At 69.5% G+C, this 26,748-nt stretch carries 29 protein-coding genes, 1 tRNA gene and 1 riboswitch; of the genes, 10 read left to right on the top strand and 20 right to left on the bottom strand.

Annotated features, from left to right (window positions below; genetic code table 11):
• Window positions 1–8 precede the first annotated feature (8 nt).
• The 6 genes from OHO83_RS27935 to OHO83_RS27910 all read right to left on the bottom strand — a co-directional run bounded on the left by OHO83_RS27935 (window position 9) and on the right by OHO83_RS27910 (window position 4,390).
• Complete coding sequence (locus OHO83_RS27935) at window positions 9–317, bottom strand: RNase A-like domain-containing protein (protein WP_330279876.1); 309 nt, start codon at window positions 315–317, stop codon at window positions 9–11.
• Window positions 314–1,099, bottom strand: coding sequence for a hypothetical protein (locus tag OHO83_RS27930; protein ID WP_330280844.1), 786 nt, complete (start codon window positions 1,097–1,099; stop codon window positions 314–316). The genes OHO83_RS27935 and OHO83_RS27930 overlap by 4 nt, the downstream gene beginning before the upstream one ends.
• Window positions 1,100–1,109: 10 nt before the next feature.
• A complete protein-coding gene (locus OHO83_RS27925; protein WP_266670924.1) occupies window positions 1,110–1,769 on the bottom strand; it encodes a hypothetical protein in 660 nt (219 codons plus the stop codon).
• 44 nt (window positions 1,770–1,813) lie between these two features.
• On the bottom strand, window positions 1,814–3,520 hold the full coding sequence (locus tag OHO83_RS27920) for an RNase A-like domain-containing protein (RefSeq protein WP_330279875.1): 1,707 nt from the start codon (window positions 3,518–3,520) through the stop codon (window positions 1,814–1,816).
• A complete protein-coding gene (locus OHO83_RS27915; RefSeq protein ID WP_384677831.1) occupies window positions 3,520–3,873 on the bottom strand; it encodes a WXG100 family type VII secretion target in 354 nt (117 codons plus the stop codon). Before OHO83_RS27915 ends, OHO83_RS27920 begins: the two co-directional genes overlap by 1 nt.
• Before the next feature lie 112 nt (window positions 3,874–3,985).
• Window positions 3,986–4,390 (bottom strand): WXG100 family type VII secretion target, encoded by a 405-nt coding sequence (locus OHO83_RS27910; protein ID WP_330279874.1) that lies wholly within the window; start codon window positions 4,388–4,390, stop codon window positions 3,986–3,988.
• Window positions 4,391–4,590: 200 nt separating this feature from the next.
• Between OHO83_RS27910 and OHO83_RS27905 the strand changes: the two genes are divergently transcribed.
• The gene (locus tag OHO83_RS27905) at window positions 4,591–4,893 is read left to right on the top strand and encodes a hypothetical protein (RefSeq protein WP_266563794.1); all 303 of its coding nucleotides are present in this window, start codon (window positions 4,591–4,593) and stop codon (window positions 4,891–4,893) included.
• A gap of 41 nt (window positions 4,894–4,934) precedes the next feature.
• Window positions 4,935–5,785, top strand: a protein-coding gene (locus OHO83_RS27900; protein ID WP_405603237.1) for an IS5 family transposase whose coding sequence is annotated in 2 segments (ribosomal slippage) — window positions 4,935–5,292 and window positions 5,292–5,785 — 852 coding nt in all. Because the reading frame shifts where the segments join, the coding sequence is not laid out codon by codon here.
• A gap of 69 nt (window positions 5,786–5,854) precedes the next feature.
• Here OHO83_RS27900 and OHO83_RS27895 read toward each other — a convergent pair.
• Both OHO83_RS27895 and OHO83_RS27890 read right to left on the bottom strand, forming a co-directional pair.
• A complete protein-coding gene (locus OHO83_RS27895; protein WP_329435028.1) occupies window positions 5,855–6,220 on the bottom strand; it encodes a VOC family protein in 366 nt (121 codons plus the stop codon).
• Window positions 6,221–6,325: 105 nt separating this feature from the next.
• Window positions 6,326–7,450 carry a GlxA family transcriptional regulator gene (locus OHO83_RS27890; RefSeq protein ID WP_330279873.1) on the bottom strand — a complete coding sequence of 375 codons (1,125 nt, stop codon included), beginning with the start codon at window positions 7,448–7,450 and terminating at the stop codon, window positions 6,326–6,328.
• Between the two features lie 71 nt (window positions 7,451–7,521).
• Between OHO83_RS27890 and OHO83_RS27885 the strand changes: the two genes are divergently transcribed.
• A complete protein-coding gene (locus OHO83_RS27885; protein ID WP_330279872.1) occupies window positions 7,522–8,814 on the top strand; it encodes an MFS transporter in 1,293 nt (430 codons plus the stop codon).
• On the opposite strand, the gene OHO83_RS27880 is transcribed toward OHO83_RS27885, so the two are convergent.
• Window positions 8,744–10,072: a DUF445 domain-containing protein gene (locus OHO83_RS27880; RefSeq protein ID WP_330280799.1), complete on the bottom strand. Its 1,329-nt coding sequence runs from the start codon at window positions 10,070–10,072 to the stop codon at window positions 8,744–8,746. The two genes, OHO83_RS27885 and OHO83_RS27880, sit on opposite strands and share 71 nt — an antisense overlap.
• A 291-nt stretch (window positions 10,073–10,363) precedes the next feature.
• On the opposite strand from OHO83_RS27880, the gene OHO83_RS27875 reads away from it, so the two are divergent.
• Window positions 10,364–11,686: an SGNH/GDSL hydrolase family protein gene (locus OHO83_RS27875; protein WP_266670940.1), complete on the top strand. Its 1,323-nt coding sequence runs from the start codon at window positions 10,364–10,366 to the stop codon at window positions 11,684–11,686.
• Window positions 11,687–11,698: 12 nt separating this feature from the next.
• Here OHO83_RS27875 and OHO83_RS27870 read toward each other — a convergent pair whose 3' ends face one another.
• From OHO83_RS27870 to OHO83_RS27855, 4 genes are read right to left on the bottom strand one after another with little or no spacing between them, the layout of a single operon-like run.
• The gene (locus tag OHO83_RS27870) at window positions 11,699–12,535 is read right to left on the bottom strand and encodes a DUF1707 SHOCT-like domain-containing protein (RefSeq protein WP_330279871.1); all 837 of its coding nucleotides are present in this window, start codon (window positions 12,533–12,535) and stop codon (window positions 11,699–11,701) included.
• Between the two features lie 9 nt (window positions 12,536–12,544).
• Window positions 12,545–13,534, bottom strand: a complete 990-nt coding sequence (locus OHO83_RS27865; protein WP_266670944.1) for an ABC transporter ATP-binding protein — start codon at window positions 13,532–13,534, stop codon at window positions 12,545–12,547.
• A 6-nt stretch (window positions 13,535–13,540) separates the two neighbouring features.
• A complete protein-coding gene (locus OHO83_RS27860; RefSeq protein WP_323186990.1) occupies window positions 13,541–14,305 on the bottom strand; it encodes an ABC transporter permease in 765 nt (254 codons plus the stop codon).
• A gap of 40 nt (window positions 14,306–14,345) precedes the next feature.
• Window positions 14,346–15,158, bottom strand: a complete 813-nt coding sequence (locus OHO83_RS27855) for an ABC transporter permease (protein WP_266670954.1) — start codon at window positions 15,156–15,158, stop codon at window positions 14,346–14,348.
• 209 nt (window positions 15,159–15,367) lie between these two features.
• Between OHO83_RS27855 and OHO83_RS27850 the strand changes: the two genes are divergently transcribed.
• The gene (locus OHO83_RS27850) at window positions 15,368–17,638 is read left to right on the top strand and encodes a transglycosylase domain-containing protein (RefSeq protein WP_266670956.1); all 2,271 of its coding nucleotides are present in this window, start codon (window positions 15,368–15,370) and stop codon (window positions 17,636–17,638) included.
• On the opposite strand, the gene OHO83_RS27845 is transcribed toward OHO83_RS27850, so the two are convergent.
• The 3 genes from OHO83_RS27845 to OHO83_RS27835 all read right to left on the bottom strand — a co-directional run bounded on the left by OHO83_RS27845 (window position 17,635) and on the right by OHO83_RS27835 (window position 18,917).
• The gene (locus OHO83_RS27845) at window positions 17,635–17,955 is read right to left on the bottom strand and encodes a DMT family transporter (RefSeq protein ID WP_330279870.1); all 321 of its coding nucleotides are present in this window, start codon (window positions 17,953–17,955) and stop codon (window positions 17,635–17,637) included. The genes OHO83_RS27850 and OHO83_RS27845 overlap by 4 nt on opposite strands.
• 31 nt (window positions 17,956–17,986) lie before the next feature.
• A riboswitch (guanidine-III (ykkC-III) riboswitch) is annotated at window positions 17,987–18,047 on the bottom strand.
• Window positions 18,048–18,177: 130 nt separating this feature from the next.
• Window positions 18,178–18,534, bottom strand: coding sequence for a GroES family chaperonin (locus tag OHO83_RS27840; RefSeq protein ID WP_116512770.1), 357 nt, complete (start codon window positions 18,532–18,534; stop codon window positions 18,178–18,180).
• A 44-nt stretch (window positions 18,535–18,578) separates the two neighbouring features.
• Window positions 18,579–18,917 (bottom strand): DUF3618 domain-containing protein, encoded by a 339-nt coding sequence (locus OHO83_RS27835; RefSeq protein ID WP_266670959.1) that lies wholly within the window; start codon window positions 18,915–18,917, stop codon window positions 18,579–18,581.
• Between the two features lie 129 nt (window positions 18,918–19,046).
• Between OHO83_RS27835 and bcp the strand changes: the two genes are divergently transcribed.
• The 3 genes from bcp to OHO83_RS27820 all read left to right on the top strand — a co-directional run bounded on the left by bcp (window position 19,047) and on the right by OHO83_RS27820 (window position 21,417).
• Window positions 19,047–19,514 (top strand): thioredoxin-dependent thiol peroxidase, encoded by a 468-nt coding sequence (gene bcp, locus OHO83_RS27830; protein ID WP_266563771.1) that lies wholly within the window; start codon window positions 19,047–19,049, stop codon window positions 19,512–19,514.
• A 142-nt stretch (window positions 19,515–19,656) separates the two neighbouring features.
• Window positions 19,657–21,168 (top strand): glycine betaine/L-proline transporter ProP, encoded by a 1,512-nt coding sequence (gene proP / locus OHO83_RS27825; protein WP_266670961.1) that lies wholly within the window; start codon window positions 19,657–19,659, stop codon window positions 21,166–21,168.
• A gap of 164 nt (window positions 21,169–21,332) precedes the next feature.
• Window positions 21,333–21,417, top strand: a tRNA-Leu gene (locus tag OHO83_RS27820).
• A gap of 52 nt (window positions 21,418–21,469) precedes the next feature.
• Here OHO83_RS27820 and rdgB read toward each other — a convergent pair.
• From rdgB to OHO83_RS27800, 4 genes are all read right to left on the bottom strand, one after another.
• Entirely contained in the window at window positions 21,470–22,075 is a 606-nt protein-coding gene (gene rdgB / locus OHO83_RS27815) for an RdgB/HAM1 family non-canonical purine NTP pyrophosphatase (RefSeq protein ID WP_330279869.1), read from the bottom strand.
• Window positions 22,076–22,109: 34 nt separating this feature from the next.
• Window positions 22,110–22,508, bottom strand: coding sequence for a hypothetical protein (locus OHO83_RS27810; RefSeq protein ID WP_266670965.1), 399 nt, complete (start codon window positions 22,506–22,508; stop codon window positions 22,110–22,112).
• A 110-nt stretch (window positions 22,509–22,618) separates the two neighbouring features.
• Window positions 22,619–23,356 (bottom strand): ribonuclease PH, encoded by a 738-nt coding sequence (rph, locus tag OHO83_RS27805; protein ID WP_330279868.1) that lies wholly within the window; start codon window positions 23,354–23,356, stop codon window positions 22,619–22,621.
• Between the two features lie 92 nt (window positions 23,357–23,448).
• Window positions 23,449–23,769 carry a PTS glucose/sucrose transporter subunit IIB gene (locus tag OHO83_RS27800; protein WP_264484677.1) on the bottom strand — a complete coding sequence of 107 codons (321 nt, stop codon included), beginning with the start codon at window positions 23,767–23,769 and terminating at the stop codon, window positions 23,449–23,451.
• Between the two features lie 141 nt (window positions 23,770–23,910).
• Here OHO83_RS27800 and OHO83_RS27795 point away from each other — a divergent pair, with 141 nt between their 5' ends.
• Together OHO83_RS27795 and OHO83_RS27790 are read left to right on the top strand one after the other, a co-directional pair.
• Window positions 23,911–25,200 carry a PTS transporter subunit EIIC gene (locus tag OHO83_RS27795; protein WP_266670967.1) on the top strand — a complete coding sequence of 430 codons (1,290 nt, stop codon included), beginning with the start codon at window positions 23,911–23,913 and terminating at the stop codon, window positions 25,198–25,200.
• Window positions 25,201–25,453: 253 nt separating this feature from the next.
• Complete coding sequence (locus OHO83_RS27790; RefSeq protein WP_266670969.1) at window positions 25,454–26,719, top strand: PTS transporter subunit EIIC; 1,266 nt, start codon at window positions 25,454–25,456, stop codon at window positions 26,717–26,719.
• The last annotated feature ends 29 nt before the right edge of the window (window positions 26,720–26,748 follow it).

Here is a 26,748-nt window from a genome sequence, read left to right as displayed (position 1 = left end):
ACGGATGGCTACAGGTAGACCGGGAACGTGGCGTGCACGACGAAGCCGTGCTGACTCGCGTCGTCCCGCTTGAGGATCACGCGGGCGGACCGTACGTCGACGGGGTCGCGGCCCGCCAGCATCATCGCCTGGAGCAGGACCCGGCCGACCGGGTCGGGCCGGGACGGCCACGCGGCCTCGATCGTGAGGCGGGAGCGGGTCGACTGCGCGTGCCAGCGGTGGATGAGCTGCTCGTTCGCGGTGACCACCTGCTGGGTGGCCCATTGCGCGGTCTCGCGGTCGGGGTAGGTGGCGGAGCGGGTCGGGTGTGCGGTCATGAGTGCTCTCGCTGCATGTGCTCGTTGACGGTGTCGATGAGTTCCTGGAGCCGGTCGCGGGTGGCCCAGTACAGGCGCGGCTTGAGCCCGTCCGGGCCCGGGAAGAGGACCAGCGCGCGCTGCGCCTCGGTCGTGTAGGCCGCGGCGCTCTCGGCGCAATACGGGTGTTCGTTCGTCACGGCAGCCCGGACCGTGTCCGCGAATTCCTGGTCCCCTTCGTCCATGAGGATCGCGTCGAATCCGAAGAGGTAGGGGAAGGTCAGCCGGAACTCCCAGCCCCCCATCGGGAGTTCGCCGTATTCGAGTGAGGGCTCGCGGTCGAGGATTCGTACGATCTCGGCGAGCATCCGCAGATACTCCGCCGGGTTCACGTCGCCGGCCGCTTGTTCCACCTTCTTCTGGAACTCCGGCGGGAAGGGGGCCGGCCCTTCACCGTGCTCCACGGAATCCGCCGTGAGTTCAAGAACTCCGGAAGCCGTGTAGACGGAACAGTTCCAGTTCGCGATCCAGTTGCCGCGGACGACGCGGATGTAGCGCCGGATCTCGTCGTCGAGGGACAGCTCACCCTTGGACTCCTGCGCCTGGATGGCGAGGTCGAGGAGTCGCGGCGCCGGGCCGTCCGAGAACAGGGACGGCCACGCGCCCTCGACGGCGAGGTGGGAGCCGGTCGACCGAGCGTGCCGGCGGTGGATGAGCTGCTCGTCGGGCGTGACCACTTGCTGGGTGGCCCACTGCGCGCTCTCGCGGTCGGGGTGGGTGGCGGACGGGTTCGGTTGCGGCATGGGGGCGGCCTCAGTGCGCTTCGAGGAGATGGGAGGACGCCAGACGCAGGATCGCCCGCAGCACAGGGGGTGTGGCCCACGGAACGATCGCCAGAAGGGCCGCCGAGGATGCCAGGTCGGTTTCGAGGAGCAGCGCCGCGTGCAGTTCCGCGATCAGGGGCGGGACGCGCTCGGCGCAGCCATCCGGGTGTTCGCTCGTCACCCCGGCGAGAACTCCCTCTTCGAAGTCGTCGTACTCGTCCGACTCGACCCACCACGAGAAGTCCCTCAGGATCGAGAATCTGAGTTCGGCCTCCCATGAGGACATGGGCAGCTCGTCGAAGCGCGAGATGCCCTCTTGCTGCAACGCCCGCAGAGCAGCGGCTGTGTCCCTGAGGAATTCCGAGCGGTCCTGTTGGCCGGCCGCGGCTGTCAGGCGTTCCGCGAAGCCCACGGGGAGGCGCGCGTCACCCGACCGTTCCAGGTCCTCGGAGATGAGGTCGAGCAAGGCGGACAGCGATGCGCTCGGCATCGCCCAGCGCACGGCGGCGTTGCTGTCCAGTGTGCGGTTGATACGCGCGAGCTCGCCCCCGGAGGGCGTCGCCGGTGTGGTTGCGCGCGCCGCGACGAGTACGTCGAGGAGCTTGGCCACGACCCCGTTGTTGAAGACCGCGCCGGTATGGATGGTCACAGTGGGTGGTTGTTCCTCTCCGTTGTCGGGCCTGGACCTTCCGCTCAGGCGGTCGGCATGGCTGTGAGCACGATAAAGGGTGGCTCAAGACCCCTCTTGTACCGGAGGACGACGTTCACGCCGTGCGTATCGGCGCCCTGCGCCTTGAGGCCGTCGGCGTCGTACGAGCCACGGGTGACGGTTCGTCCCGTCACGTCGGTGAAGGGCTTGTCGAGTGTCAGGGTCGACCTCTCGTTCGCCGTCGGCGCCCTCTCCAAGCGGTCGAGCCAGCGCTCGATCTTCCCGGCGTTGTCGATGTCGTCCAGGGTTTCCTGGGTGAAACGCTGGGCGGAGGCCATGTTCGTGAACGACGACGCCGCTTCCGGTCGCACGGATCCGTCCGGGCGTACGAGTTGCTGGTCGCGGAGCCGCTGGGCGAGCTGCTCGTCCGTCTTGCCCACGTGCTTGTCGACGCTGTGCCCCCCGTAAAGGCCCTCCGCGTTCGCCAGGTCGATGGCGTAGAAGTGGTTCTTCTCGTCCGCGTCCTTGGTGTATGTGTGCTCCTGCTTGAAGTCGTTCAGCGAGCGGGCCCCGAAGGATTCCGCACGAGCCTCCTCCGCCGCGTATGTCGGAGCACTTCGATGCGCCTCGTCCAACGCCTCCATCAGGGCATTGAGTTGAGGCACGAGCGCGTTCACACGCCGGTTGTACTCCTCCACGACGCGGTTGAGCGCGGCCGTGTCGATGTTGAGCGTGATCTCGACGCTCAGCTCCGCGCCGCCCTTGGCGAGGCCCTTGAGGAAACGGCCTACGCCCTTCGCTCCCTCTTTGAGGTCCTTGAGGTCGACGCCGTCACTGAGGTCGATGTCGCCGACGGCCTTCTTGACCGCGTCGAAGTAGATGTCCCAGACCTCGCCGTTCACGTACACCGCCGCCTCGGCGAACTCGCGCAGCAAGTCGCTGATCTTCATCGCGGTGTCGAAGAGCACGGTCATGACCGGGTGGCTCGGCTTCTGGTTGGCGGCCGAGTCGTGCTTCCACTCGTAGTTCGCCGTCTGCTTGCCCCAGGCCGTGCTGCCCCACAGCGAGCTGCAGAACTGACGCATGGCGTCGTGCCATTCGCTGTTGCTCTGCTGGGTGATGCCGTACATCTGGCCCGTCAGATTGCCCTCGGCCCAGGACAGCGACTTCGTCATGTCCGCCCAGGACTGCGACAGCGAGTTGAGATAGTGCTGCTGCGGATACGGGTAGACCTCGGCGACCTTGCCCCAGCGGAAGGCGTGTTCGAGCAGCGGGCGGATGAGGTGCCAGACGACGTCCGGGATGCACTCCAGGAGTGAGCGGATGAAGTCGTCTCCGCCGTCGTCGTCGCCCCACTTCAGGTCGGGGACCGAGCCGTAGTCCGGGGCCTTGTCGATGACGACGGGCGGAGGCTGCGTCTGGGGCTTGGTCTTGCCCGAGGCGTCGTTGGCGGCCTCCGCCTTGGAGTAGTTGTTCGCGGTGGTGGCGAAGCCGACCGCGGCGCCTCCGATACTGACGACGGCTTTGGCCCACACCTCGAGGTAGCGGTTGCCGGCCTTGAGGTAGGAGGCGGCGAAGGCCTGCGGGGCGGTGCCGTAACCGCCCGCGTCGGGGTACTCCTTCAGCTCCTTGATCAGGTTTTTGGCGGCCTTGTCGAACGGCGTCTGCTCGCCCGCGAACCCGCCCGCGACCTGGTGCAGGGTGGAGGGCTTGACGTCGATGGTGCCGCTGCCCGGCGCCGGCGTCCCCATCAGGCAGCGCCCCAGCCGCGCAGGACCGCCCGGTGCGCCGCCGCGTAGTTGATGTGGCCCGTCGTCACGATCTCGTGCAGCCACTTCTGGGCCGCCTGGAGATCCTGCGCCGAGCGGTCCCACTCGTCGAGCTTGTCGACGAACATCTCCCGGGCCTCGCCCTGCCAGGACAGGACGACCGGCTCGACACGGTCGTAGAGGTCGTCGATCCTGCCGTTGAGCTGCTTGAGGATGTCCTCGAGCTCCACGGCGAGATGGTGGAGGGTGGTGAAGGTGACCGATATGTGGTCGTCGGCGTCGCTGGGCGGCACGGATCCCCCTTGTCGCTGTGCGCGTCTGCGGCTACGAGTCATGGCTACGGCCACATCTGCGTACGGGCCTGCGGTCTACGGCTGTGCACGGATGCGGCGGCGAACGGTGAACGCTGAACGGTGAATGTGAGGACGACCGGGTGGACCGGTCGGATCAGAGGCTGTCCAGGCCGCTGCGCGGCCGTGACGGGGGTGCGGGCGTCTCGACGTTCGGCGTGGACAGCTTGTCCGCCTCGCCGGCCACGTCGACGTTGACCTGGATCCGGCGGAACTGGTCGAGCTTGTCCAGTTCGAGCTGTGTGAAGCCGTCGCGGCTCATGCGGACCGCCTGCTCCAGGACCTTCATCACCTCGCGGATCCGAACGGCGTCCTCGGCCGCCGCGCGGTGAAAGCCCCGGTACGCCGTCGACGCCGGGCCGCTCCAGCCCGCCTCGATGCTGTCGACGATCGTGTCCATGCGCTTCACCTGCCTGTCCAGGTGGTCCTGCATGTCATCCATGTCGTCCGCGAGCTTGGTCAGCTTCTCGGGCGGAACTCGTAGATCTTTTGGATCGCCCATCACACCGCTCCCCCGGTCACATGTGGCGCTCAACCCCCGTTGATCGCACAGGAATTCTAGAGCACCACGGCCCTGTACGGCGGCGCCCAGGATCCCCGTACGCGGGGAACCGCACCTGCCCGCAGGTGCCGCAATCCCGCGCGTTAGCCTCGAATCGGTCCACGTCCACCCGGGCCGCACACGACAGAAGCGAGGCAGTGATGGCGAAGGTACCGGCGGCCGCAGTGGCCGCGAGCGGGATTGTCGGCGGGTACGCCGTGGCACGGTTCACCAAGAAGCGGCAGCTCGGCGGTGTCGTACTGGCCGCCGCCGGCGTCGCGGCCGGGGCCCAGTGGCGGCAGGCCGCCGGGGGCAGGGTCGCCGCCGTACTCGGTGGTGCCTACGTCGCCGCCTTCGCCGGGTCGCACCCGCTCGCCAAGAAGCTCGGCGCCTGGCCCGCCGTGTTCACGGTCGCCGGGGGCGTCGCCGCCGCGTCGTACGTGCTGGCCGACCGGCGCGCCTAGGGCCTGTCTTCAAAGGGAGTTGATGGGGCATCATGTAGTGCATGGTGCGGCGGCATGAGCTCTCGGATGAGGAGTGGGATGTGCTCTCGGGGCTGCTTCCGAGGGCGGAGACGGGGCGGCCTCGGCGGGATGACCGGGTGGTGCTGAACGGGATCGTATGGAAGCTGCGGACCGGTTCGGCCTGGCGTGATGTGCCCGAGAGGTATGGGTCCTGGCGGACGCTGTACACGCGTTTCCGCAGGTGGGCGTTGGATGGGACCTTCTCGCGGATGCTGGAGGCGGCCCAGGCCCGCAAGGATGCAGTCGGGGACATCGACTGGCTGGTGTCGGTGGATTCCACGATTGCCCGCGCTCACCAACACGCGGCAGGTGCTCGTAAAAAAGGGCGGCCCCAGCGGAATCGGCACACTCTCACGCCCTCGGACGATCCCGTGGCGGACTGACCACGAAAATCCACCTCGCCTGCGACGGCCGCGGACGCCCGCTCGGCTTCCTCGTCACGGGTGGCAACGTCAACGATTGCACCCAGTTCGAGCAAGTACTCGCGCGGATCAAAGTCCGGCGCACGGGACCGGGACGACCGCGTACTCGGCCCGAACATCTCCTGGGCGACAAGGGATACAGCACGCGACACATACGCAGCTACCTGCGGAAACACGGAATCCCGCACACCATTCCCGAACGTTCGGACCAGCAGGTCAACCGCCGCCGACGCGGCAGCAACGGCGGTAGACCACCTGCCTTCGACAAGGAACGCTACAAACAGCGCAACGTCGTCGAGCGTTGCTTCAACGCGTTGAAGCAGTACCGGGCCATCGCCACCCGCTACGACAAGACCCGTGAATCGTATGAGGCAGCCCTCACCATCGCATCACTCCTGATGTGGATCTGACTCCTTTGAAGACAGGCTCTAGAGCCTGATCCGGACGAGAGGCCCCAGGGCCTGATCCGGACGGAAGCCCTAGCTCGGCTGCCGGTGCCCCAGCACGTTCACCACTCGCCCCTCCGGGTCCCGCACGAAGAAGCGGCGTACGCCCCACTCCTCGTCGCGGAGGTCGTGGACGATCTCGGCGCCCGATGCGCGTACCTGCGCGTAGACCGCGTCCACGTCCTCGACCTCCACGCTGAGGTCCGGGACCACGGGCGCGGTCGCCTCGTGGGTGAGGAAGCTGACCTGGGCGGTCGGGTTGGAGGGGGACGCGAGGGTCATCACCCACCCTTGGTTCATGACTTCCTCGAAGCCGAGCAGGCCGTAGAAGTCGCGGTTCTCGGCCATCGACTCCGGCGACTTCGTCGTGAGGTCCGGGACGATCCTGCGGATGGTCATCGAGGGCTCCCGTGCGGTGGGGTCAGGTCGGGGCGGTACGCGGACTACCGGTCATCCTTGCCGAACGTGCGGCCGGCCGCTGTCGCGACGAGCACGTACGCGTGCTCATGTCCCTACCCGCTCGCCTTCCCTCCCGGTCCCCCTGAACGTCGACCTGTACGCCCCCGGCGGCACCCCGAGGCCCGCCTGGAAGTGCGCTCTGAGCGAGGCGCCCGTGCCGAAGCCCGCCTCCGCCGCGATGCGGTCGACCGTGTGGTCGGTCTGTTCCAGGAGTTCGCGCGCGCGGTCCACGCGGCGCTGGGTCAGCCACTGGATGGGGGTGAGGCCGGTCTCCTCCCGGAAGCGGCGGCTGTATGTGCGCACGGACATGGCGTCGTGCGCGGCCAGTTCGGCGAGGGTGAGGGGTTCGGCGAGGCGGGTGAGGGCCCAGGCCCGCGACGCGGACGTGGACGTCAACCCCTCTGATTCCACGGGGCGTTGGATGTACTGCGCCTGGCCGCCCTCGCGGTGCGGGGGCACCACCGTGCGGCGCGCGACCTCCGCCGCGACGGCCGCGCCGTGGTCGCGGCGGATCATGTGGAGGCACAGGTCGATGCCCGCAGCCTCGCCCGCGGACGTGAGGATCCGGCCCTCGTCGACGTACAGGACGCCGGGATCCACCGTCACGGACGGGAACGTACGCGCGAAGAGATCGGCCGACATCCAGTGCGTCGTCGCGCGCCGCCCGTCCAGGAGTCCCGCCGCGGCGAGCACGAACGAGCCCGTGCAGATGGAGGCGATGCGGCGGGGGTCCCGCGTGGGGCGGTGCCCGGGCGCTCCCTCCGCCCCACGCGCGCCTTCCGGTCCACTCGGGGCCGCCACGCCACGCGTGCCCTCCGCTCCACGTGGGGCCGCCGCCGTGCGCAGGGCCTCCGCCAGTGCCTCGGGCAGGCCGCCCGGCCGCAGGCTCTCGTCCGTCTCGTGCGACGCCGGTACGAGGACGGTGTCCGCGGCCGCAACCGTCGCCAGGCCGTGCTCGGCGTAGATCGGGAAGTCCGCGTCCGTGCGGATCCTGCCGGGGCGCGGGGCGCAGGTGCGGACGTCGTAGAGCGGCTCGCCGGCTGCCGACCTCGCCGTGCCGAACAGCTGGTGGACGAGGCCGAGTTCCATGGGCAGGACGCCGTCACGGACGAGGACGGCGACGGTCCGGCGCCCGCTGCGCTCCGGCGTCGCGGGCCTTACGGGGGTCATGGCCAGATTCTTTCACCTCATGGCCATCTGGCCAGTCGTGGCGGAGGGTGCCTCCGTCACAGGGTGAAGTCATGAAGAACTCCAGCCCCCGTCCGCACCCCCGGAAACCCGGCTCGCCCTGGACCGTCGCCGCCGGAGCCGCGCTCGCCATCGTCACGGCCGGGGCGTTCAGCACGCTCGCCGGGCTGCTCGTCGAGCCGCTCCACGAGGATCTCGGCTGGTCACGGGCGTCCGTCGGGCTCGGCTCGCTCGTGAACATGGTCGTGTACGGGGCGACCGCCCCCTTCGCCGCGGCGCTCATGGACCGGCTCGGGATGCGGCGCGTCGCCGTCGGCGCCCTGTGTCTCGTCGCGGCCGGGGCCGGGCTCGCCACGACCATGACCGCGCCCTGGCAGTTCGTCCTGTACTGGGGCGTGCTGGTGGGCCTGGGGACCGGAGCGACGGCCACGACGTTCGCCGCGACCGTCACCGAGCGGTGGTTCGTCGCGCGGCGCGGGCTCGTCACCGGGCTGCTCACGGCGGCGAGCGTGGTGGGGCAGTTCGTGTTCCTGCCCGTGCTGTCGTGGGTGATCGACGCGTACGCGTGGCGGGCGGCAGCCGCGGCTCTCGCGCTCGCCGCGGCCGGCGCGCTGCCCGTGGTGTGGGCCGCGGTGCGCGATCCGCGGAAAGAGCAGGCCCTCGGGGCAGACGCCGCGCGGCGCGCCCTGCGCACGCTCGCCCGCGCCGCCCGCACCGGCCCGTTCTGGCTGCTCGCCGGGACCTTCGCCGTCTGCGGCGCCTCGACGAACGGGGTGATGTGGACGCACTTCGCGCCCGCCGCCCACGACCACGGGATGCCAGTGACCGCCGCCGCGTCGCTGCTCTCCCTCATCGGGATCTTCAACGTCGCGGGGACGGTGGCGTCCGGATGGCTGACGGACCGCGCCGATCCGCGCCGCCTGCTCGCCGTGTACTACGCCCTGCGCGCCCTCACCCTCCTCGCGCTGCCGCTGCTCCTGACGTCGGCCGTGGACGCGCCGCTCGTCGCGTTCACCGTCGTCTTCGGGCTGCTGGACGTGGCGACCGTGCCGCCGACGATCGCGCTGTGCCGCGCCCACTACGGGGCTGACGCACCGGTCGTGTTCGGCTGGGTGAGCGCCGCGCACCAGGTCGGCGCCGGGGCCGTGGCGTTCGCGGGCGGGATGACGCGGGACGCCTTCGGCTCGTACGACCCGGTGTGGGTGGGTGCGGGCGCGCTGTGCGCGGGGGCGGCGCTCCTCGCGCTGACCGTACGGATGCCGCGGGCGCGGCGCGTCACGCCCCCAGCGCCCGCGACACCGCGTAGATCGCGAGCCCTGCCAGCGAGCCCACCACCGTGCCGTTGATCCGGATGAACTGCAGGTCACGGCCGATGTGCGCCTCGATCTTCTTCGAGGTGTGCTCGGCGTCCCAGCCCGCCACGGTGTCGGTGATCAGAGAGGTGATCTCCGTGCGGTACGTCGTGACGACGTACGTGGCCGCGCCCTCGACCCAGCCGTCGACCTTGTCCTGGAGGCGACGGTCGGTCGCCATCCGGGAGCCGAGGGAGAGCAGCGAGGCCCGTACGCGCAGCCGCAGCTCGCTGCGCTCGTCCTCCGCCGCCGCGACGATCATGGCGCGGACCGCGGACCAGGCGGAGGCGATCAGGTCCTGGACCTCGGGACGGGCGATGACCTCGGACTTCAGGCGCTCGACGCGCGCCCGCGTGTCCGTGTCGGACTGGAGGTCGGAGGCGAAGTCGCCGAGGAAGCGGTCGAGGGCGCCGCGGGCGGGGTGCCCGGGCATGTCGCGCATCTCGGTGACGAAGCGCAGGAGCTCCTTGTAGACGCGATCGCCGATCCTCCTGTCGACGAACCGCGGGGTCCAGCCGGGGGCGCCGCCCTGCACCGCGTCCATCACGGAGTCCCCGTGCCGCACCAGCCAGTCGTGGGCCCGCGCGCAGACGAGGTCCACGGCCCGCTTGTGGCCGCCGTCGGCAACGACCCTCTCCAGCAATTTGCCTATGCCGGGCGCGACCTCCTGGGCGTTGGCGCGGCGCGTGATGGCCTCGCCGACGACGGCCTGGACGTCCGAGTCGCGCAGCACGGTGAGGGCTCCGCGCAGGGCGGTGGCGAGCTCGGCCGTCACCCGGTCGGCGTGCTCGGGTTCGGCCAACCAGGTGCCGAGCCGGCCGCCGATGCCGACGGCGCGCAGCCGCTGCCGTACGACGTCGGCGGAGAGGAAGTTCTCCCCGACGAACTCGCCGAGCGAGGCGCCCAGCTGGTCCTTCTTGGTCGGGATGATCGCCGTGTGCGGGATGGGCAGGCCGAGGGGCCGGCGGAAGAGCGCGGTGACCGCGAACCAGTCGGCGAGGGCGCCGACCATGCCCGCTTCGGCGGCGGCCGCGACGTAGCCCGCCCAGGCTCCGGCGCCGGAGTTCTGCCCCCACTTGGCGAGTACGTAGATGACGGCGACGAGCAGGAGCAGGCCGGTGGCGGTGGTCTTCATCCGCCGTACGCCGCGCTGCTTCTCCACGTCGGCGGGGCTGAAGGAGCCGGGGCCCGCTCCGAACGGGGCCGGCCGCGTCCCGAATGAGGAGGCGCCCGCACGGGCATGCTCACCCATGCCCGCTTCGCCCGTTTCCTCCGTGTCGCGCACGCCCGCCGCGCGCTTCCCGTCCTCCACTTCGCCCACTCAGCTCACTCCGCCCGTCACCAGTCCGCTCACCCGGCAGTCCCCCCGTGTCATCCCTCTCACACATTGTCCCTACCTGACCGACTCCCGGAACGGACGACAAGTTCCCGGCGTCTCAAAAGGCGGAGGGGGGCAGTGTCGGCTTCTTCCCGGCCCATGACGCATCATGGGATCACCACACCGGAGCCTCGGGGCTCCCGCTGCCCGAGGAGACACCCCCGCATGACCAAGCGCCACGGTTATGCCCTGTTGGCCGCGCTCGCGGCCCTGATCGTCGTCATTTCGGCCGCCATATACCTGGGCGTCTCCGGTGCCTACGACGGCTCGAACAGCACGGTCAGCGCCGGCCCCCGGCATCCGCAGAACTCGGCCGCCCCCGCCTCCACCGGTACCTGGTCGGGCAGTTGGTCGGCCTCCCCCGCGGGCGGCGAGCCCGGCACCGAGACCGACGGCCTCGCGGGCCGCTCCGTGCGCAACGTCGTGCACACCAGCATCGGCGGCACCAGCGCCCGCATCACGTTCTCCAACCTCTACGGGCAGCAGCCGCTCAGCATCACGCACGCCTCGGTCGCCGTGGCCGCCGCGCCCAACAGCCCCGTCGCCGTGGCCGGCACGCTGCGCCGCCTCACCTTCGCCGGCAACACCTCGGTCGTCATCCCGGCCGGCTCCCAGGCCATGAGCGACGCCGTGCGGCTGCGCGTCCCGCACGACGCGGACATGCTCGTCACGAGCTACTCGCCCACACCGTCGGGTCCGGTCACCTACCACCCGCAGGCCCGTCAGATGTCGTACACCGCGCAGGGCGACCGCACGGAGGACGCGACCGGCGCCGCGTACACGGAGCAGACCCCGTACTGGCGCTACGTCACCGCGCTCGACGTGCTCAGCAACGAGTCGGACGGCACCGTCGTCGTGATCGGTGACTCCCTGACCGACGGCGTCACCTCGACGGTGGGCGCCAACCACCGCTGGACGGACGTCCTGGCCGCCCGGCTGCGCGACGAGAACGGCGCGGCGCGCTACGGCGTCGTCAACCAGGGCATCAGCGGCAACCGCATCCTGTCCGACGGCCTCGGCCGCCCCGCGAACAACCCGAGCGGCCTCTCGCGCTTCGACCGGGACGTCCTCGACCGGTCCGGCGTCAAGGCCGTCGTGATCGCGCTCGGCATCAACGACATCCTGCGCAACCCGCACCAGAACGACCCCGACAAGATCGTCGAGGGGCTGCGAGAGCTGACCCGGCAGGCGCACACCCGCGGCCTGCGCGTGGTCGGCGCGACACTCATGCCGTTCCAGGGCCACCGCGGCTACGAGCTCCGCCTCGACGGCGTGCGCCAGGCCGTGAACGCGCAGATCCGCTCCGGCAAGGTCTTCGACGAGTTCGTCGACTTCGACAAGGCACTGCGCGACCCGTACAACCCGCGCAAGCTCCTGCCCGGATACGACTCCGGTGACCACCTGCACCCGAGCGACTCCGGCTTCCGCAGGATGGCGGACACGTTCAACCTGACGACGCTGAAGGGGTCGACGCCGGCCGAGCTGTAGCGCGCCCCGGCGCTACCGCTCACGCCTCTCGCGGCGCTCCTCCGCCCGCTCCCACTGGCGCTCGCGCCGCTCCTCGTGGCGCTCGTGCCGCAGCTGATGGCGTTCGGCGTGCCGCTCGTGGTGCCCCTCCAGCGCCTCGCGGTGCGCCGCCCTGCGGTCCAGCTTGCCCTGGCGGCGCTCCTCCTTGAGGCGAAGGCGCTCCTCACGCGACACCCTGCGGTCCACGCCGACGCCGCCCATCAGGGCGAACCCCCGCACGACGACCCGCGGGGAGCCCGGCGTGCCCTCGCCCGACGCCCGGTCGTCGACGCCGCCCATGAAGCCGAAGCCCTTGACGGCGACGTCCAGCTCCGGCGGCACCTTGATCTGGATCCCGCCCATGATCGTGAAGCAGTTGATGACCACGTCACGGGACGCGAACCGCGCCTCGCGCAGGTCGATCTCGCCGCCGCCGAACATCGCGAACGCGGTGAACCTCTCGCCCACCGTCCAGCGCCCCTTGCGGCCGAACCCGCCGAAGAGCGCGAGCGCCCACGTGGAGGTCGCCTCCCCGCCGATCCGCGCCCGCCAGTCGACCGCGCCCTCGGGCTGCGGCTCCTTCACAAAACTCACCGGGGTCCCCGGCGCCGCCGCGCCCGCCCCCGGCAGATCACGCGTGATCGGCGCCAACTCACCGTACGTACGCGCCGCGTACACGGCCTCGAGCCGCTCGTCGAACTCCTCCATGTCCAGGCGTCCCTCGGCGAGGGCGTCCCGCAGTGCCTCCGCGACCCGGTCCCGGTCGGCGTCGGAGGCCCGCAGCTCGGGCAGGTCGTTCGGCTCGGGGCGCTCAGGGCGTTCGTCCGTCATGGGGCCAGCCTACGAGGGTGCGGCCGTTCCTCCCAGGGATGGTTCCTCCCTGGCGTACATCCGGGCGATCACGGACTCGATGTCCGGCTCCCGCACCGACAGATCCGCCAGCGGATACTCCGCCGCGATCTGCGCGACCAGCGGCGCCGCCGACTGCGCGGCCGGGAACGCCAGCCACTGGCGCGGCCCGTCCACCTTCACCACCCGGGCGAACTCCACGTCCAGGGGCGGCAGTTCGCGCTCCAGGTCCACGACGAGAGTCCGCTCGCTCTCCCCCACCTGGTGCAGGCCGTCGAGCTGACCGTCGTACATGAGGCGCCCGTGGTCGATGACCATGACGCGCTTGCACAGCTGCTCGATGTCGGTCAGGTCGTGCGTGGTCAGCAGCACCGTCGTGCCGCGTTCCTCGTTCAACTCCCGTAGGAATCCCCGCACTTTGACCTTGGAGACGACATCGAGCCCGATGGTCGGCTCGTCGAGGTAGAGCACCTCGGGGTCGTGCAGGAGGGCCGCCGCGATGTCGCCGCGCATGCGCTGCCCGAGGGAGAGCTGCCGTACCGGCGTGTCCAACAGGCCGCCCAGTTCCAGGAGTTCGACGCACCGGTCGAGGTTCTCCCGGTAGCGGGCGTCCGGGATGCGGTACATGCGGTGCATCAGCCGGTACGAGTCGATCAGCGGCAGGTCCCACCACAGCGTCGTACGCTGCCCGAACACCACGCCGATCCGCCGCGCGAGCCGCGTCCGCTCCCGGGACGGCTCGATGCCCGCGACCCGCAGCCGGCCCGCACTCGGCGTGAGGATGCCGGTCAGCATCTTGATCGTGGTGGACTTGCCCGCGCCGTTCGGCCCGATGTAGCCGACCATCTCGCCGCGCGGCACGCCGAAGGTGAGCGAGTCGACGGCCCGCACCTGATGGCGCTCGCGCCGCAGCAGTCCCGTCTTCCTGCGCACGTCGAAGACCTTCTCCACGCCGTCGACCTCGATGAAGTCCTCAGCCATACGCCTTCAGCTCCCGGTGCTGCGGTACGAACGGACACCCGCGCGCCAGGCCAGACCCGCGAGCGCGCAGCTCCCGGCGGCCACCAGCGGCGGCGTGAAGGCGAGCCACCAGGGCAGGCCGACGGGGTAGGGGCGGCCGAGCACGTACAGCGCGGGCAGCCAGTTGACGAAGGCCAGCGGCACGACGAAGGTCACGCCGATCACGAAATCCCTGGCGAACACCGTCGGCGGATACTGGAGCAGCGTCAGCCCGCCGAACGTGAAGGCGCTCTGCGCCTCCGCCGCGTCCTGCGCCCAGAACTGGAACGCCGCCCCGGCCACGTACACCGCGCCGAAGATCGCCGCGCCGCTCAGCAGCATCACCGGCAGCAGAAGCAGCTTGGCGGGCGTCCAGTCGAGGTCCAGGCGCGTCAGCGACCAGCCGAGGACCAGGGCGCCCTGGAGGAAGCGGCCGAGGCGACGCAGGCCGAAGCGGTCCGCCGCCACCTGTACGAGCACCGGGGCGGGGCGTACCAGGAAGGCGTCGAGGGAACCGTCGCGCACCCGCAGCCCGAGATCGTCGACGCTGCCGAGCAGGAGAGCGGTGATCCCGAAGGAGACGGAAGCGGTCCCGTACAGGAACGCGGTCTCGGCGAAGCTGTAGCCGCCGAGCGAGGTCGCCTGGGAGAACATCATCCAGATCACGACGAAGTCGAGCGCCGTGACAAGGAAATTGGTGAGGACCGCGGCCGCGAACGACGTGCGGTAGACCAGGGTGGAGCGGATCCACATCGCTGCGATCAGGCCGTAGACCCGTACGCTCCCGCCGACGTCAGCCACCTTGGAGCACCACCTTGCGCGTCGCGGAGGACTGGAGGAGGCGGCCCGCGGCGAGCAGGACGACCGCCCACCCGGCCTGGAAGGCGTACGCCATGAGGACTTCGGCCGCGCCGGAGCGGGCGCCGAGGAGGATGTCCGCGGGCATCTGGAGGAGCGACGCCCACGGCAGCACCCGCGCGATGTCACCGAGCGCGCCGGGCATCGCGTTCAACGGCAGCAGCAGCCCCGTGAAGAACATCCCCACCAGACCGCCGAACTGCAGGACGCCCGACCCGTCGAGCAGCCAGAACGCGCTCAGCGCCAGCACATAGCGGATCGCGAAACTCACCACCACCGCCAGCGCCACCGCCACCAGGAACTCCAGCCACACCACCGGATCGCCCGGCAGCGCGAGCGGAAACGCGAGCGCCCCCACCGTCAGCGGCACCAGCCCCCGGCTGAACAACTGGAACACGGCCCGCCCCAAGTCACCGGCCAGATACCACAGTTGCAGGTCCACCGGCCGGTACAGATCCACCGCGATGTCGCCGTTGCGGATCCGCGCCACCATGTCGACGGCGAACCCCGCGTTGAACATCGACAGGGCCTGCGCGAGCGCCTGCCCGATCCACACGTACGTCAGCGCCTGCGCCTGGTCGTACCCGCCGAGTCCCGGCCGCTCGTCCCACAGCGCCAGGTACGTGTACGCCACGATGAACCCGAAGACGGTGTTCGTGAACACGCCCGCCGCGGTGGCCGAACGGTACGTCGCGTAGCGCCGGAACCCACCGGCCGCGACGGCCGCGTAGAGACGGCAGGACCCCACGAACACTCCCCCGCGCTCCCGTCTTCCGTTCCGGACCAAAGCGCAGGAGCCTAGCGGGAGCAGGGTGTACCGTGCCACGCATTTTCGGCTCCCCCGGCGCGTGCCACGCACCGGCCGCACCACCCATCGATGCCAGAGTGTCCGGCAGGAAGTGAAGAGCCGTACGAGGCGTACGTGACGTACGGAGGGAAACAGGAGTTCCACAGGGCATGAGCGACGAGCCGCAGCAGCCGAAGGCCGCAGAGTCCGGGAAAGCCGGGGAGGCCGGGAAGCCGGCGAAACGCAAACGCCCCCGGCGCACGGGCTGGCGCCGCCTGATCCCCACCTGGCGCGTGGCCCTCGGCACGATCCTCGGCTTCCTGCTCCTGTGCATCGGCCTGTTCGCCCTCGGCTACGTCCTCGTCAAGATCCCGCCCGCCAACGCCACCGCCACCGCGCAGAGCAACGTCTACCTGTACGCCGACGGCAGCCAGCTCGCCCGCGACGGCGAGATCAACCGCGAGAACGTCTCCCTCTCCCAGATCCCCAGGACCGTCCAGCACGCCGTACTCGCCGCCGAGGACCGCGACTTCTACAGCGAGTCCGCCATCGACCCCAAGGCGATGGTCCGCGCCGCCTGGAACACCGTCACCGGCAAGGGCAAGCAGTCCGGCTCGACGATCACCCAGCAGTACGTGAAGAACTACTACCTGGGCCAGGAACAGACCATCACCCGCAAGGTGAAGGAGTTCTTCATCTCGATCAAGCTGGACCGCGAGGAGAGCAAGGACCACATCCTCGAGGGCTACCTCAACACCAGCTACTTCGGCCGCAACGCCTACGGCATCCAGGCCGCCGCCCAGGCCTACTACGGCGTCGACGTCGAGGACCTCACCACCGCGCAGGGCGCCTACCTCGCGGCCCTCCTCAACGCCCCCAACTCGTACGACGTCATCGCCCACCCCGAGAACAAGGCGCAGGCCGTCGCCCGCTGGAACTACGTCCTCGACGGCATGGTGAAGGAACGCTGGCTCGGCGCCGCCGCCCGCCAGAAGATGACGTTCCCCATGCCCGACGACGCCAAGGGCCCCGCCGGGATGTCCGGCCAGCGCGGCTACCTCGTCCAGGCCGTCAAGGACTACCTCACGGACAACGACATCGTCGACGAGGACACCCTGGCCGTCGGCGGCTACCGCATCACCACCACGCTCCAGAAGAAGAAACAGGACGCCTTCGTCAAAGCCGTCGACGACCAGCTGATGTCCGGACTCGACAAGGAGAACCGCGCGGCCGACCGCAACGTCCGCGCCGGCGGCGCCGCCATCGACCCCGCGACCGGCAAGGTCCTCGCGATGTACGGCGGCATCGACTACACCAAGCAGTACGTCAACAACGCCACGCGCCGCGACTACCAAGTCGGCTCCACGTTCAAGCCGTTCGTCTTCACCTCGGCCGTGGAGAACGCCTCCACCACCCAGGACGGCCGCATCATCACCCCGAACACCATCTACGACGGCACCAACGCCCGCCCCGTACAGGGCTGGAGCGGCGGCTACTACGCCCCGGAGAACGAGGACAAGGTCGACTACGGCCCCATCACCGTCCGCGAAGCGACCGACAAGTCCGTCAACGCGGTGTACGCGCAGATGGCCGTCGACGTCGGCTCCGACAAGGTCAAACAGACCGCGATCGACCTCGGCCTCCCCAAGGACACCCCCGACCTGACCGAGTCCCCCTCGATCGCGCTCGGCCCGTCCACACCCAGCGTCCTCGACATGACCGAGGCGTACGCGACCCTCGCCAACCACGGCAGGCGCGCCACGTACACCCTCGTCACCGAGGTCACCAAGGACGGCGAGAAGGCCGACCTGCCCGAGCAGAACACCAGCCGCGCCGTCACCCGCGAGTCCGCCGACACCACGACGTCCGTCCTGCAGAGCGTCGTCGAGGGCGGCACCGGCACCGCCGCCCTCGCGGCGGGCCGGCCCGCCGCAGGCAAGACCGGCACCGCCGAGGAGGACACGGCGGCCTGGTTCGCGGGCTACACACCCGACCTCGCCACCGTCGTCGCCGTCATGGGCCAGAACCCCGACACCGGCGTCCACACCCCGCTGTACGGGGCGCTGGGGCTGCCACGCATCAACGGCGGCGGCTTCCCGGCGCAGATCTGGGCCCAGTTCACCAAGGACGCGCTCAAGGACAGTCCCGCCAAGGACTTCGACCTGGACCTGGAGTCCGGCGCCGACCAGCCCGAGATCCCCTCGGCCGCACCCGACGAAACGTCGACCGAACCGGCCACCGGCGAGCCCTCCAGCGAGCCCCCGTCCGAACCGGCGTCGTCCGGCCCCCCGACCGCACCGCCCACATCGGCCGAGCCCACCCTCCCGGCCACTCCGTCGGAGGAACCCAACCCACCGTCAGGACCGGTCAACGAACTGTTCGACGACTCGGACTCCGCCCGCGACTCCGGCTCCGACGACAGCGCCCCTCAGCGGCCCTAGTGCCCCGACGTCGCCTTGAGACCCACGATCGCGACGATCAGCAGCACGATGAAGAAGATCCGCGTCGCCGTCGCCGGCTCCCCGAGCGCCAGCATGCCGACGACGGCCGCACCGGCGGCACCGATGCCCACCCATACGCCGTAGGCCGTACCGATCGGCAGGGACTTGGCGGCGTAGGAGAGCATCACCATGCTGGCGACGATGCCCGCGCCGGTGAACACGCTCGGCCACAGCCGGGTGAACCCGTCCGTGAACTTCATGCCGATCGACCAGCCGACCTCGAGAAATCCGGCGATCACGATAAGAACCCAGGCCATGACAGGCACCTCCGTCAGTTGGATCAACAGGGGTGCGTCGTCTTTGCGATACCCGGTACGGCGCGTCTCGTCGGGGTCCCCCAAAGGTAGCAAAGAACGCGCAAAAGGGCTGGTGACAACGGTCACCAGCCCTTTTGCGAAACGACTACGAGCCGTACTGCTCCGCAGACACAGACACAGGCACAGACACAGGCCCCTGCACCTGGATAAGTCCGTAAGCCTCTACAGGTACAGGCCCGTCGAATCCTGGGAGCCCTCGAACCGGTCGGCGGCCACCGCGTGCAGATCGCGCTCGCGCATGAGCACGTACGCGACACCCCGCACCTCGACCTCGGCCAGGTCCTCCGGGTCGTACAGCACCCGATCGCCCGGCTCCACCGTCCGCACGTTCTGCCCGACGGCCACCACGACCGCCCAGGCCAGACGCCGCCCGACCGCCGCGGTCGCCGGAATCAGGATCCCGCCGCCACTGCGCCGCTCGCCCTCGGCGGAGTCCTGCCGCACGAGCACACGGTCGTGCAGCATGCGGATGGGCAACTTGTCGTGCTGGGTGCTGTGCTTCTCGCTGTTGGCGCTCACGCCCCGAACCTACCTGCCGCGGCCGCGGCCGTACGCAGGAAGGGTCAGCGCTTGCGGCGCCGGGCCGTCACGGCGAGCAGCCCCACGAGACCGACCATCGCGACAGCCACCGGAACGATGCGCTCCACACGCGGGGCACCGTCCTCGGAGACGAACTGCGCCTTCACGTCCGACACCAGCCGGTTCGCGCTCACATAGGCCCGACCGACCGTGTGGTCGACACTCGAGACGAACTTGGCCTTCGCGTCACCGACGATCGTCTTCGGGTGCACCCGCACCCCGATCTCGTCGAGAGTCTCGGCCAGCGCCTCGCGACGGCGCTTTATGTCCGCCTCGATCTGCGCCGGGGTCCGCGCATCCGACGTTCTCGACGTGTCCGACACCGCGCTGCCTCCGTGGTCGCTGTTATGGCACTGGTCATGGACAGTCTGTCAGCTCGGCGGCCGCCGCACCCCACGGCACCCCCATTACGCTCGGGTCCCGTACCCGTATCCCGTACGAGGAGTCCCACCATGAGCGAGCGACTGACGACCGGCGACACCGCCCCCGCCTTCACGCTGCCCGACGCGGACGGCAACGAGGTCTCCCTCGCCGACCACAAGGGCCGCAAGACGATCGTCTACTTCTACCCGGCCGCCCTCACCCCCGGCTGCACCAAGCAGGCCTGCGACTTCACGGACAACCTCGACGTCCTCGCGGGCGCGGGCTACGACGTGATCGGCATCTCCCCGGACAAGCCGGAGAAGCTCGCGAAGTTCCGCGAGAAGGAAAACCTCAAGGTCACCCTCCTCGGCGACCCCTCGAAGGAGACTCTTGAGGCCTACGGCGCGTACGGCGAGAAGAAGCTCTACGGCAAAACGGTGACGGGCGTGATCCGCTCCACGATCGTCGTGGACGAGGACGGCAAGGTCGAGCGAGCCCTCTACAACGTGAAGGCCACCGGCCACGTGGCGAAGATCATCAAGGATCTCGGAATCTGACCCTCCGGGCCGCGGATCACCGCAGGCCTCCCGGGTACGCGCAGATGTGACGGAAGTCCCCTCGAAGGGGACTTCCGTTTGCGATCGCCACCTTCGAGCAAGTGATCCCGTGGAACCACGCGTCCACAGAAGGGATCACTCCATGTCGGGCGTCCTCGACCCAGAGCAGACCGGGTCCGCCGCCGACCCCGCGGCGGTCAAGCGCCACAGGACCCTCTTCCGCGCCGTGAAACGCCGGAAGAATCCGCCTCTGCGGCGCACGGACATCACGGTCACCGACGAGGCCGCGGTGAAGCGCGCCGTCAAGGCCGCCTCGCTCGGCAACGCCATGGAGTGGTTCGACTTCGGCATCTACAGCTACCTCGCCGTCACCATCGGACACGTCTTCTTCCCCTCCGGGAACGCGACGGTCCAGCTGATCTCCTCCTTCGCGACCTTCGCCGTCTCGTTCCTGGTGCGCCCCGTCGGCGGCATGGTGTTCGGCCCCATGGGTGACAAGATCGGCCGCAAGAAGGTCCTCGCGATGACGATGATCATGATGGCGATCGGCACCTTCGCCATCGGACTGATCCCGTCGTACGCCGTCATCGGCTTCTGGGCACCCGTCCTGCTGATCTTCTTCCGCCTCGTCCAGGGCTTCTCCACGGGCGGCGAATACGGCGGCGCCTCGACGTTCATCGCCGAATACGCACCCGACAAGCGCCGCGGCTACTTCGGCAGCTTCCTCGAGTTCGGCACCCTCGCCGGCTACGTCGGCGCGGCGGGCCTGGTCACCGTCCTGACCACCCTCCTCGACGGCGGGGCCATGGAGTCCTGGGGCTGGCGCGTCCCCTTCCTCGTCGCGGGCCCGATCGGCCTCGTCGGCCTCTACCTGCGACTCCGCCTCGACGAGACACCCGCGTTCCAGAAGCTGGAGGACGAATCCTCGCACCGGGCATCGGACGCGGCGTCGAACGTCGAGACCACCGCGAAGGGCGACCTGGCGAAGATCTTCCGCGGCTACTGGCCCACCCTCATCCTGTGCATCTGCCTGGTCGGCGCCTACAACATCACCGACTACATGCTCCTGTCGTACATGCCGACGTACCTGTCCGACGAGATGGGCTACAAGGAGTCCCACGGGCTGCTCATCCTCATCGCCACCATGGTCGTCCTCATGCTGGTCATCAGCCAGGTCGGCAGGCTCTCCGACCGCTTCGGCCGCAAGCCGCTCCTGATGGCAGGGATGCTGGGCTTCTTCTTCCTCTCCATCCCCTCGTTCCTGCTGGTCAAGAACGGCGCCCTGTGGGCGGTCTCGCTCGGCATGCTGCTGCTGGGCCTGTCCCTGGTCTGCATGCTCGGCACGATGTCGGCGGCGCTCCCGGCCCTCTTCCCCACCCAGGTCCGCTACGGCTCGCTCTCGGTGGGCTACAACCTCTCGGCGTCCCTCTTCGGCGGCACGACCCCGCTCGTCATCACCGCCCTGATCAGCGTCACGGGCACGGACATGATGCCCGCGTACTACGCCATGGCGGCGGCCCTGGTCGGCGTCATCGCGGTGGCCTGCATGAAGGAAACGGCCCAACAGCCCCTGGCGGGCTCCCCGCCGTCGGTGGAGACACAGGAGGAAGCGGCCGAACTGGTGGAGTCCCAGGCACGGTCCCCGAAGTTCTGACCCGCACGGCCCCACGCCGCCCCTCGAGCGACCCACCCGTGCCCGAACTGTCATGCGTTGACCGGAACTTGACGCCGACACACCACGCGCGCTCCCGCGCCGGGCGGGGCCGCCGTACACTGACGGGGCGGATCTCACCAGGAAGGTGAGATGTCCGTTATTTCGCGGTCGTGGTGGAATCTGGCAGTCACGTCGGGTTTAGGTCCCGGTGGGAGAAATCCCGTGAGGGTTCGAATCCCTCCGACCGCACACACAAGGGCGCTCCCCCTCGGGGAGCGCCCTTCGTCGCTGCCGGCCGGGCTCAGCCCAACAACTCCCGCACCACCGGCACCAGGGCCCGAAACGCCTTGCCGCGGTGGGAGATCGCGTTCTTCTCGTCGGGGGTCAGCTCGGCGCACGTCCGGGTGTCGTCCTCCACCTGGAGGATCGGGTCGTAACCGAAGCCGTTCGAGCCGGACGGCGCGTGCCGCAGCACCCCCCGCAACTTGCCCTCGACCACACGCTCCGTGCCGTCCGGCAGTGCCAGCGCCGCGGCGCACGCGAAGTGGGCCCCGCGGTGGCGGTCGTCGTCGATGTCGCCGAGCTGGGCGAGGAGGAGGTCGAGGTTGGCCTTGTCGTCGCCGTGGCGGCCGGCCCAGCGGGCGGAGAAGATGCCGGGGGCTCCGCCGAGTACGTCGACGCACAGGCCCGAGTCGTCGGCGACGGCGGGCAGACCGGTGGCCTTGGCGAGGGCGTGGGCCTTGAGGAGGGCGTTCTCGGCGAAGGTGACGCCGGTTTCCCTGACGTCGGGGATGTCGGGGTAGGCGTCCGCGCCGACGAGGTCGTGGGGCAGGCCTGCGTCGGCGAGGATCGCCCTGAGCTCGGTGATCTTGCCGGCGTTGCGGGTGGCGAGGATGAGGCGGGTCATGGGGACCAGTATCGCGCCGGCGTTCAGGCCGCTGTTACGGCGTGCAGACCTTGGTCAGTTCGCCGGCGGCGTCGGTGACGGGGGTGATGTCGGGCGTTCCGTCGCCGTTCTTGATGGCCGTACGGACGTTGCCCACGGCGGTGTCGAGGTCGTCGACGGCCTTGGAGACGTCGGCGTTGTCGGTCTTGTCGCCGATCTTGTCGAGGTTCCTGTCGATGGAGTCGAGCGCCTTGTCGGCCTGCGCGGGGTCGTTCGTGGCGTTCTCGACGGCCTGCTTGAGGTCGCTGACGCTGTCGGCGATGGAGTCGGCGGTCTGGACGCAGTCGAGCGCCTTGTCGACCGCGCTGCAGCCGGCGGCGGCCGGTACGGCGATGAGTGCCGCGGTGGCGGCTATGACGGCGATGCGGCGACGGTGGCGTGGGCGCGCGGCCATGGAACGGTCCTCCCCTGTGTGCGGAAACGGGCGCACGGCGAGATGCCGTACGCCCGTCCGTAGTGACGCGGTTGGCGTCTTCCGGGTTGCCACCCTACTTGGTGCGCTCTTTACCTTTGGAGGGTGGCCTCGAGTGCCGCGCGCTGGGCGGTGGCGAGGTCGACGCAGCCCGAAACGGCAAGGTCGAGAAGGGAGTTGAGTTCGTCGCGGGCGAACGGCTCGGCCTCGGCGGTGCCCTGGACCTCGACGAAGCGGCCGTCGCCGGTGCAGACGACGTTCATGTCGGTGTCGGCGCGTACGTCTTCCTCGTAGCAGAGGTCGAGGAGGGGGATGCCGCCGACGATGCCGACGGAGACGGCGGAGACGGTGCCGGTGAGGGGCTGGCGGCCGGCCTTGATGAGCTTCTTGCCCTGGGCCCAGGTGATGGCGTCGGCGAGGGCGACGTAGGCGCCGGTGATGGCGGCGGTGCGGGTGCCGCCGTCGGCCTGGAGGACGTCGCAGTCGAGGACGATGGTGTTCTCGCCGAGGGCCTTGTAGTCGATGACGGCGCGCAGCGAGCGGCCGATGAGGCGGCTGATCTCGTGGGTGCGGCCGCCGATCTTGCCGCGGACGGATTCGCGGTCGCCGCGGGTGTTGGTGGCGCGGGGGAGCATCGAGTACTCGGCGGTGACCCAGCCTTCGCCGCTGCCCTTGCGCCAGCGGGGGACGCCTTCGGTGACGGAGGCGGTGCAGAAGACCTTGGTGTCGCCGAAGGAGACGAGGACGGAGCCTTCTGCGTGCTTGCTCCACCCGCGTTCGATGGTGATGGGGCGGAGCTGTTCGGGGGTGCGGCCGTCGATGCGAGACATGGGAGGGAGCCTAGCGAAGACGTCGAAGGCCCCGTTCCGGGTGTCCGGTGCGGGGCCTTCTTCGCGTGGTGCCTAGGCGGGTTGCCGGGCTCTCACATCATGTCTTCGATGTCGGCGGCGATGGGGTCGGCGTCGGTGCCGATGACGACCTGGATGGCGGTGCCCATCTTGACGACGCCGTGGGCGCCGGCGGCCTTCAGGGCGGCCTCGTCGACCTTGCTGGGGTCGATGACCTCAGTGCGCAGGCGGGTGATGCAGCCCTCGACCTCTTCGATGTTGTCGAGCCCGCCGAGCCCGGCGACGATCTTCTCAGCCTTGGTGGCCATGTGGTTCTCCCTGACTTCTCTCTTGGCCCGCCATGGGCCCGCTTTGTCACGGTAACCCACGGTTGGCCCATCTTCACGAGCGGTCATGCAACCCGTGACGAATGATGACGATCACGGCGTCATGCCCTCACGGGCCGACGCCGGCCGACCCGTCCCTCAACTGGTCTACACCAGTTTCCCACGACCGCCAAACGTACTGCCCCAGCGGCTTGTTCCGGGAGGACGCCCATGAGCGCCGACAGCGCGGCCGTCTACAGACCCAGCCCGTGGAGCCGCCTTTTCCAGGGTCTGCAGAAGATGGGTCGCAGCCTCCAGCTCCCCATCGCCGTGCTGCCCGCGGCAGGCATCCTCAACCGGCTCGGTCAGCCGGACGTCTTCGGCGACGAGGGCCTGGGGTGGACCGATGTCTCCAGGGTGATGGTCGGTGCGGGTGGCGCCCTGCTCGACGGCGCGCTCGGTCTTCCGCTGCTGTTCTGCATCGGTGTGGCGATCGGCATGGCCAAGAAGTCGGACGGTTCGACGGCGCTCGCGGCGGTCGTCGGCTTCCTCGTCTACTACAACGTCCTGCGCCAGTTCCCCGAGGGCTGCCCGGGCGGCTCCGAGGCGGTCGCCACCGGGTGCCAGCTGACGGTGGACCACACGGTGGTGGCGTTCACCTACCAGAACCCGGGGGTCTTCGGCGGCATCGTCATGGGTCTGCTCGCCTCCTTCTTCTGGCAGCGTTTCCACCGCACCAAGCTGGTCGACTGGCTCGGCTTCTTCAACGGCCGCCGTCTCGTCCCGATCATCATGGCCTTCGTCGCCATCGCCGTCGCCGCGATCTGCCTGTGGATCTGGCCGCCGATCGGTGACGCGCTGGAGAGCTTCAGCGACTGGCTCGTGGGCCTGGACTGGCTCGGCTCCGGCATCTTCGGTGTCGCCAACCGCGCGCTGCTGGTGATCGGCCTGCACCAGTTCCTGAACGTGCCCATCTGGTTCCAGTTCGGCACGTACACGAAGCCGGACGGCACCGAGGTGCACGGTGACATCAACATGTTCCTGGCGGGCGACCCGAACGCGGGCCAGTTCACCTCGGGCTTCTTCCCCATCATGATGTTCGCGCTGCCGGCCGCGTGCCTGGCGATGACGCACTGCGCGCGGCCGGAGCGCCGCAAGGTGGTCGGCGGTCTGATGCTGTCGGTCGCCCTGACCTCGTTCGTCACCGGCATCACCGAGCCGATCGAGTACTCGTTCCTCTTCGTGGCACCGGTGCTCTACGCGATTCACGCGGTCCTCACCGGCGTATCGATGGCGGTGACATGGGCGCTGGGCGTGCACGACGGCTTCAGCTTCTCGGCGGGTCTGATCGACTACGTCATCAACTGGAGCCTCGCGACCAAGCCTTGGCTGATCATCCCGATCGGGCTGGCCTTCGCGGCGGTCTACTACGCGATCTTCAGATTCGCGATCACCAAGTTCGATCTGAAGACGCCGGGCCGTGAGCCGGAGGACCAGGTCGAGGACGTCACGAAGGCCTGACACCCGCTCCCCCGAGCCCCGAGCTCCCACAGCCCCCGGACCCTCCTGGTCCGGGGGTTTTGTTTCGCGCTGTCGCATATGACTGAGCGCACAAGGATCCCGGGAAGGAGCGGGTTCCTTATACGACCTTCACCGTGCTACAACAGGTCTACACCACTGAGTGGTGTAGACCACGCGGCCGCAGAGCCGGGTTTCCGAGACGCCGCCGTCCCCACCTGTCCCCCGGGCGGCGCCTTGCCTACTGGAGGAAGTTGTGACCACGGCCAGTGCCGCCCCCGCGGCCGCCAAGAAGAAGGGCGCGGGCGCGATGGCTGTCATGCAGCGCATCGGCCGCAGCCTCATGCTGCCGGTCGCGGTGCTGCCCGCCGCCGCGCTCCTGGTCCGGTTCGGGCAGCCCGACATGCTCGGCAGGGAGTCGTTCCCCACCTTCATCACCAAGCTGGCGTCGTACATGTCGGCGGGCGGCGGCGCGCTGCTCGACAACATGCCGCTGCTGTTCTGCGTCGGTATCGCCATCGGCTTCGCCAAGAAGTCCGACGGTTCCACCGCGCTCGCGGCCGTCACCGGCTACCTGGTCTTCCAGAAGGTGCTCGCCACCTTCACGGACAGCAACCTGCCGAAGGTCGCCGCCGTCGCCGACGGCAAGATCGTCATGAACGAGGCGCCGGTCAACGCCGGTGTGCTCGGCGGTGTCGTCATGGGCGTCGTCGTGGCCCTGCTCTACCAGAAGTTCTACCGCACGAAGCTGCCCGACTGGGCGGGCTTCTTCGGCGGCCGCCGCCTCGTCCCGATCCTCTCCGCCTTCGCGGGTCTGGTCATCGGCATCGTCTTCGGTCTCATCTGGCCCGTGCTCGGCACCGGCCTGCACAACTTCGGTGAGTGGCTGGTCGGCTCGGGCGCGGTCGGCGCCGGCATCTTCGGTGTCGCCAACCGTGCGCTGATCCCGATCGGCATGCACCACCTGCTCAACTCGTTCCCGTGGTTCCAGGCCGGTACGTACGAGGGCAAGAGCGGCGACATCGCGCGCTTCCTCCAGGGCGACCCGAGCGCCGGCCAGTTCATGACCGGCTTCTTCCCGATCATGATGTTCGCCCTCCCGGCGGCCTGCCTCGCGATCGTCCACTGCGCCCGTCCCGAGCGCCGCAAGGTCGTCGGCGGCATGATGTTCTCGCTCGCGGCCACCGCGTTCGTCACCGGCGTGACCGAGCCGATCGAGTTCACGTTCATGTTCATCGCCCCGGCCCTGTACGCGATCCACGCGGTGCTCACCGGTGTCTCGATGGCGCTGACCTGGGCGCTCGGCATGAAGGACGGCTTCGGCTTCTCCGCCGGCGCGGTCGACTACTTCCTCAACCTCGGTATCGCGACCAACCCCTTGGGTCTCGCGCTGGTCGGCCTCTGCTTCGCGGTGGTCTACTACGTGATCTTCCGGTTCGCGATCACCAAGTTCAACATTCCTACGCCGGGCCGTGAGTCCGACGAGGAACTGGCCGAGCTCCTCAAGGCCGAGGGCAAGTAGACCCCGGCCCCCGTACGACGGCGAAGGCC

Origin of the sequence: Streptomyces sp. NBC_00569, assembly GCF_036345255.1 — a bacterium.
In the GTDB taxonomy this organism is placed as follows: domain Bacteria; phylum Actinomycetota; class Actinomycetes; order Streptomycetales; family Streptomycetaceae; genus Streptomyces.
This window is presented reverse-complemented; position numbering and strand designations above follow the sequence as displayed.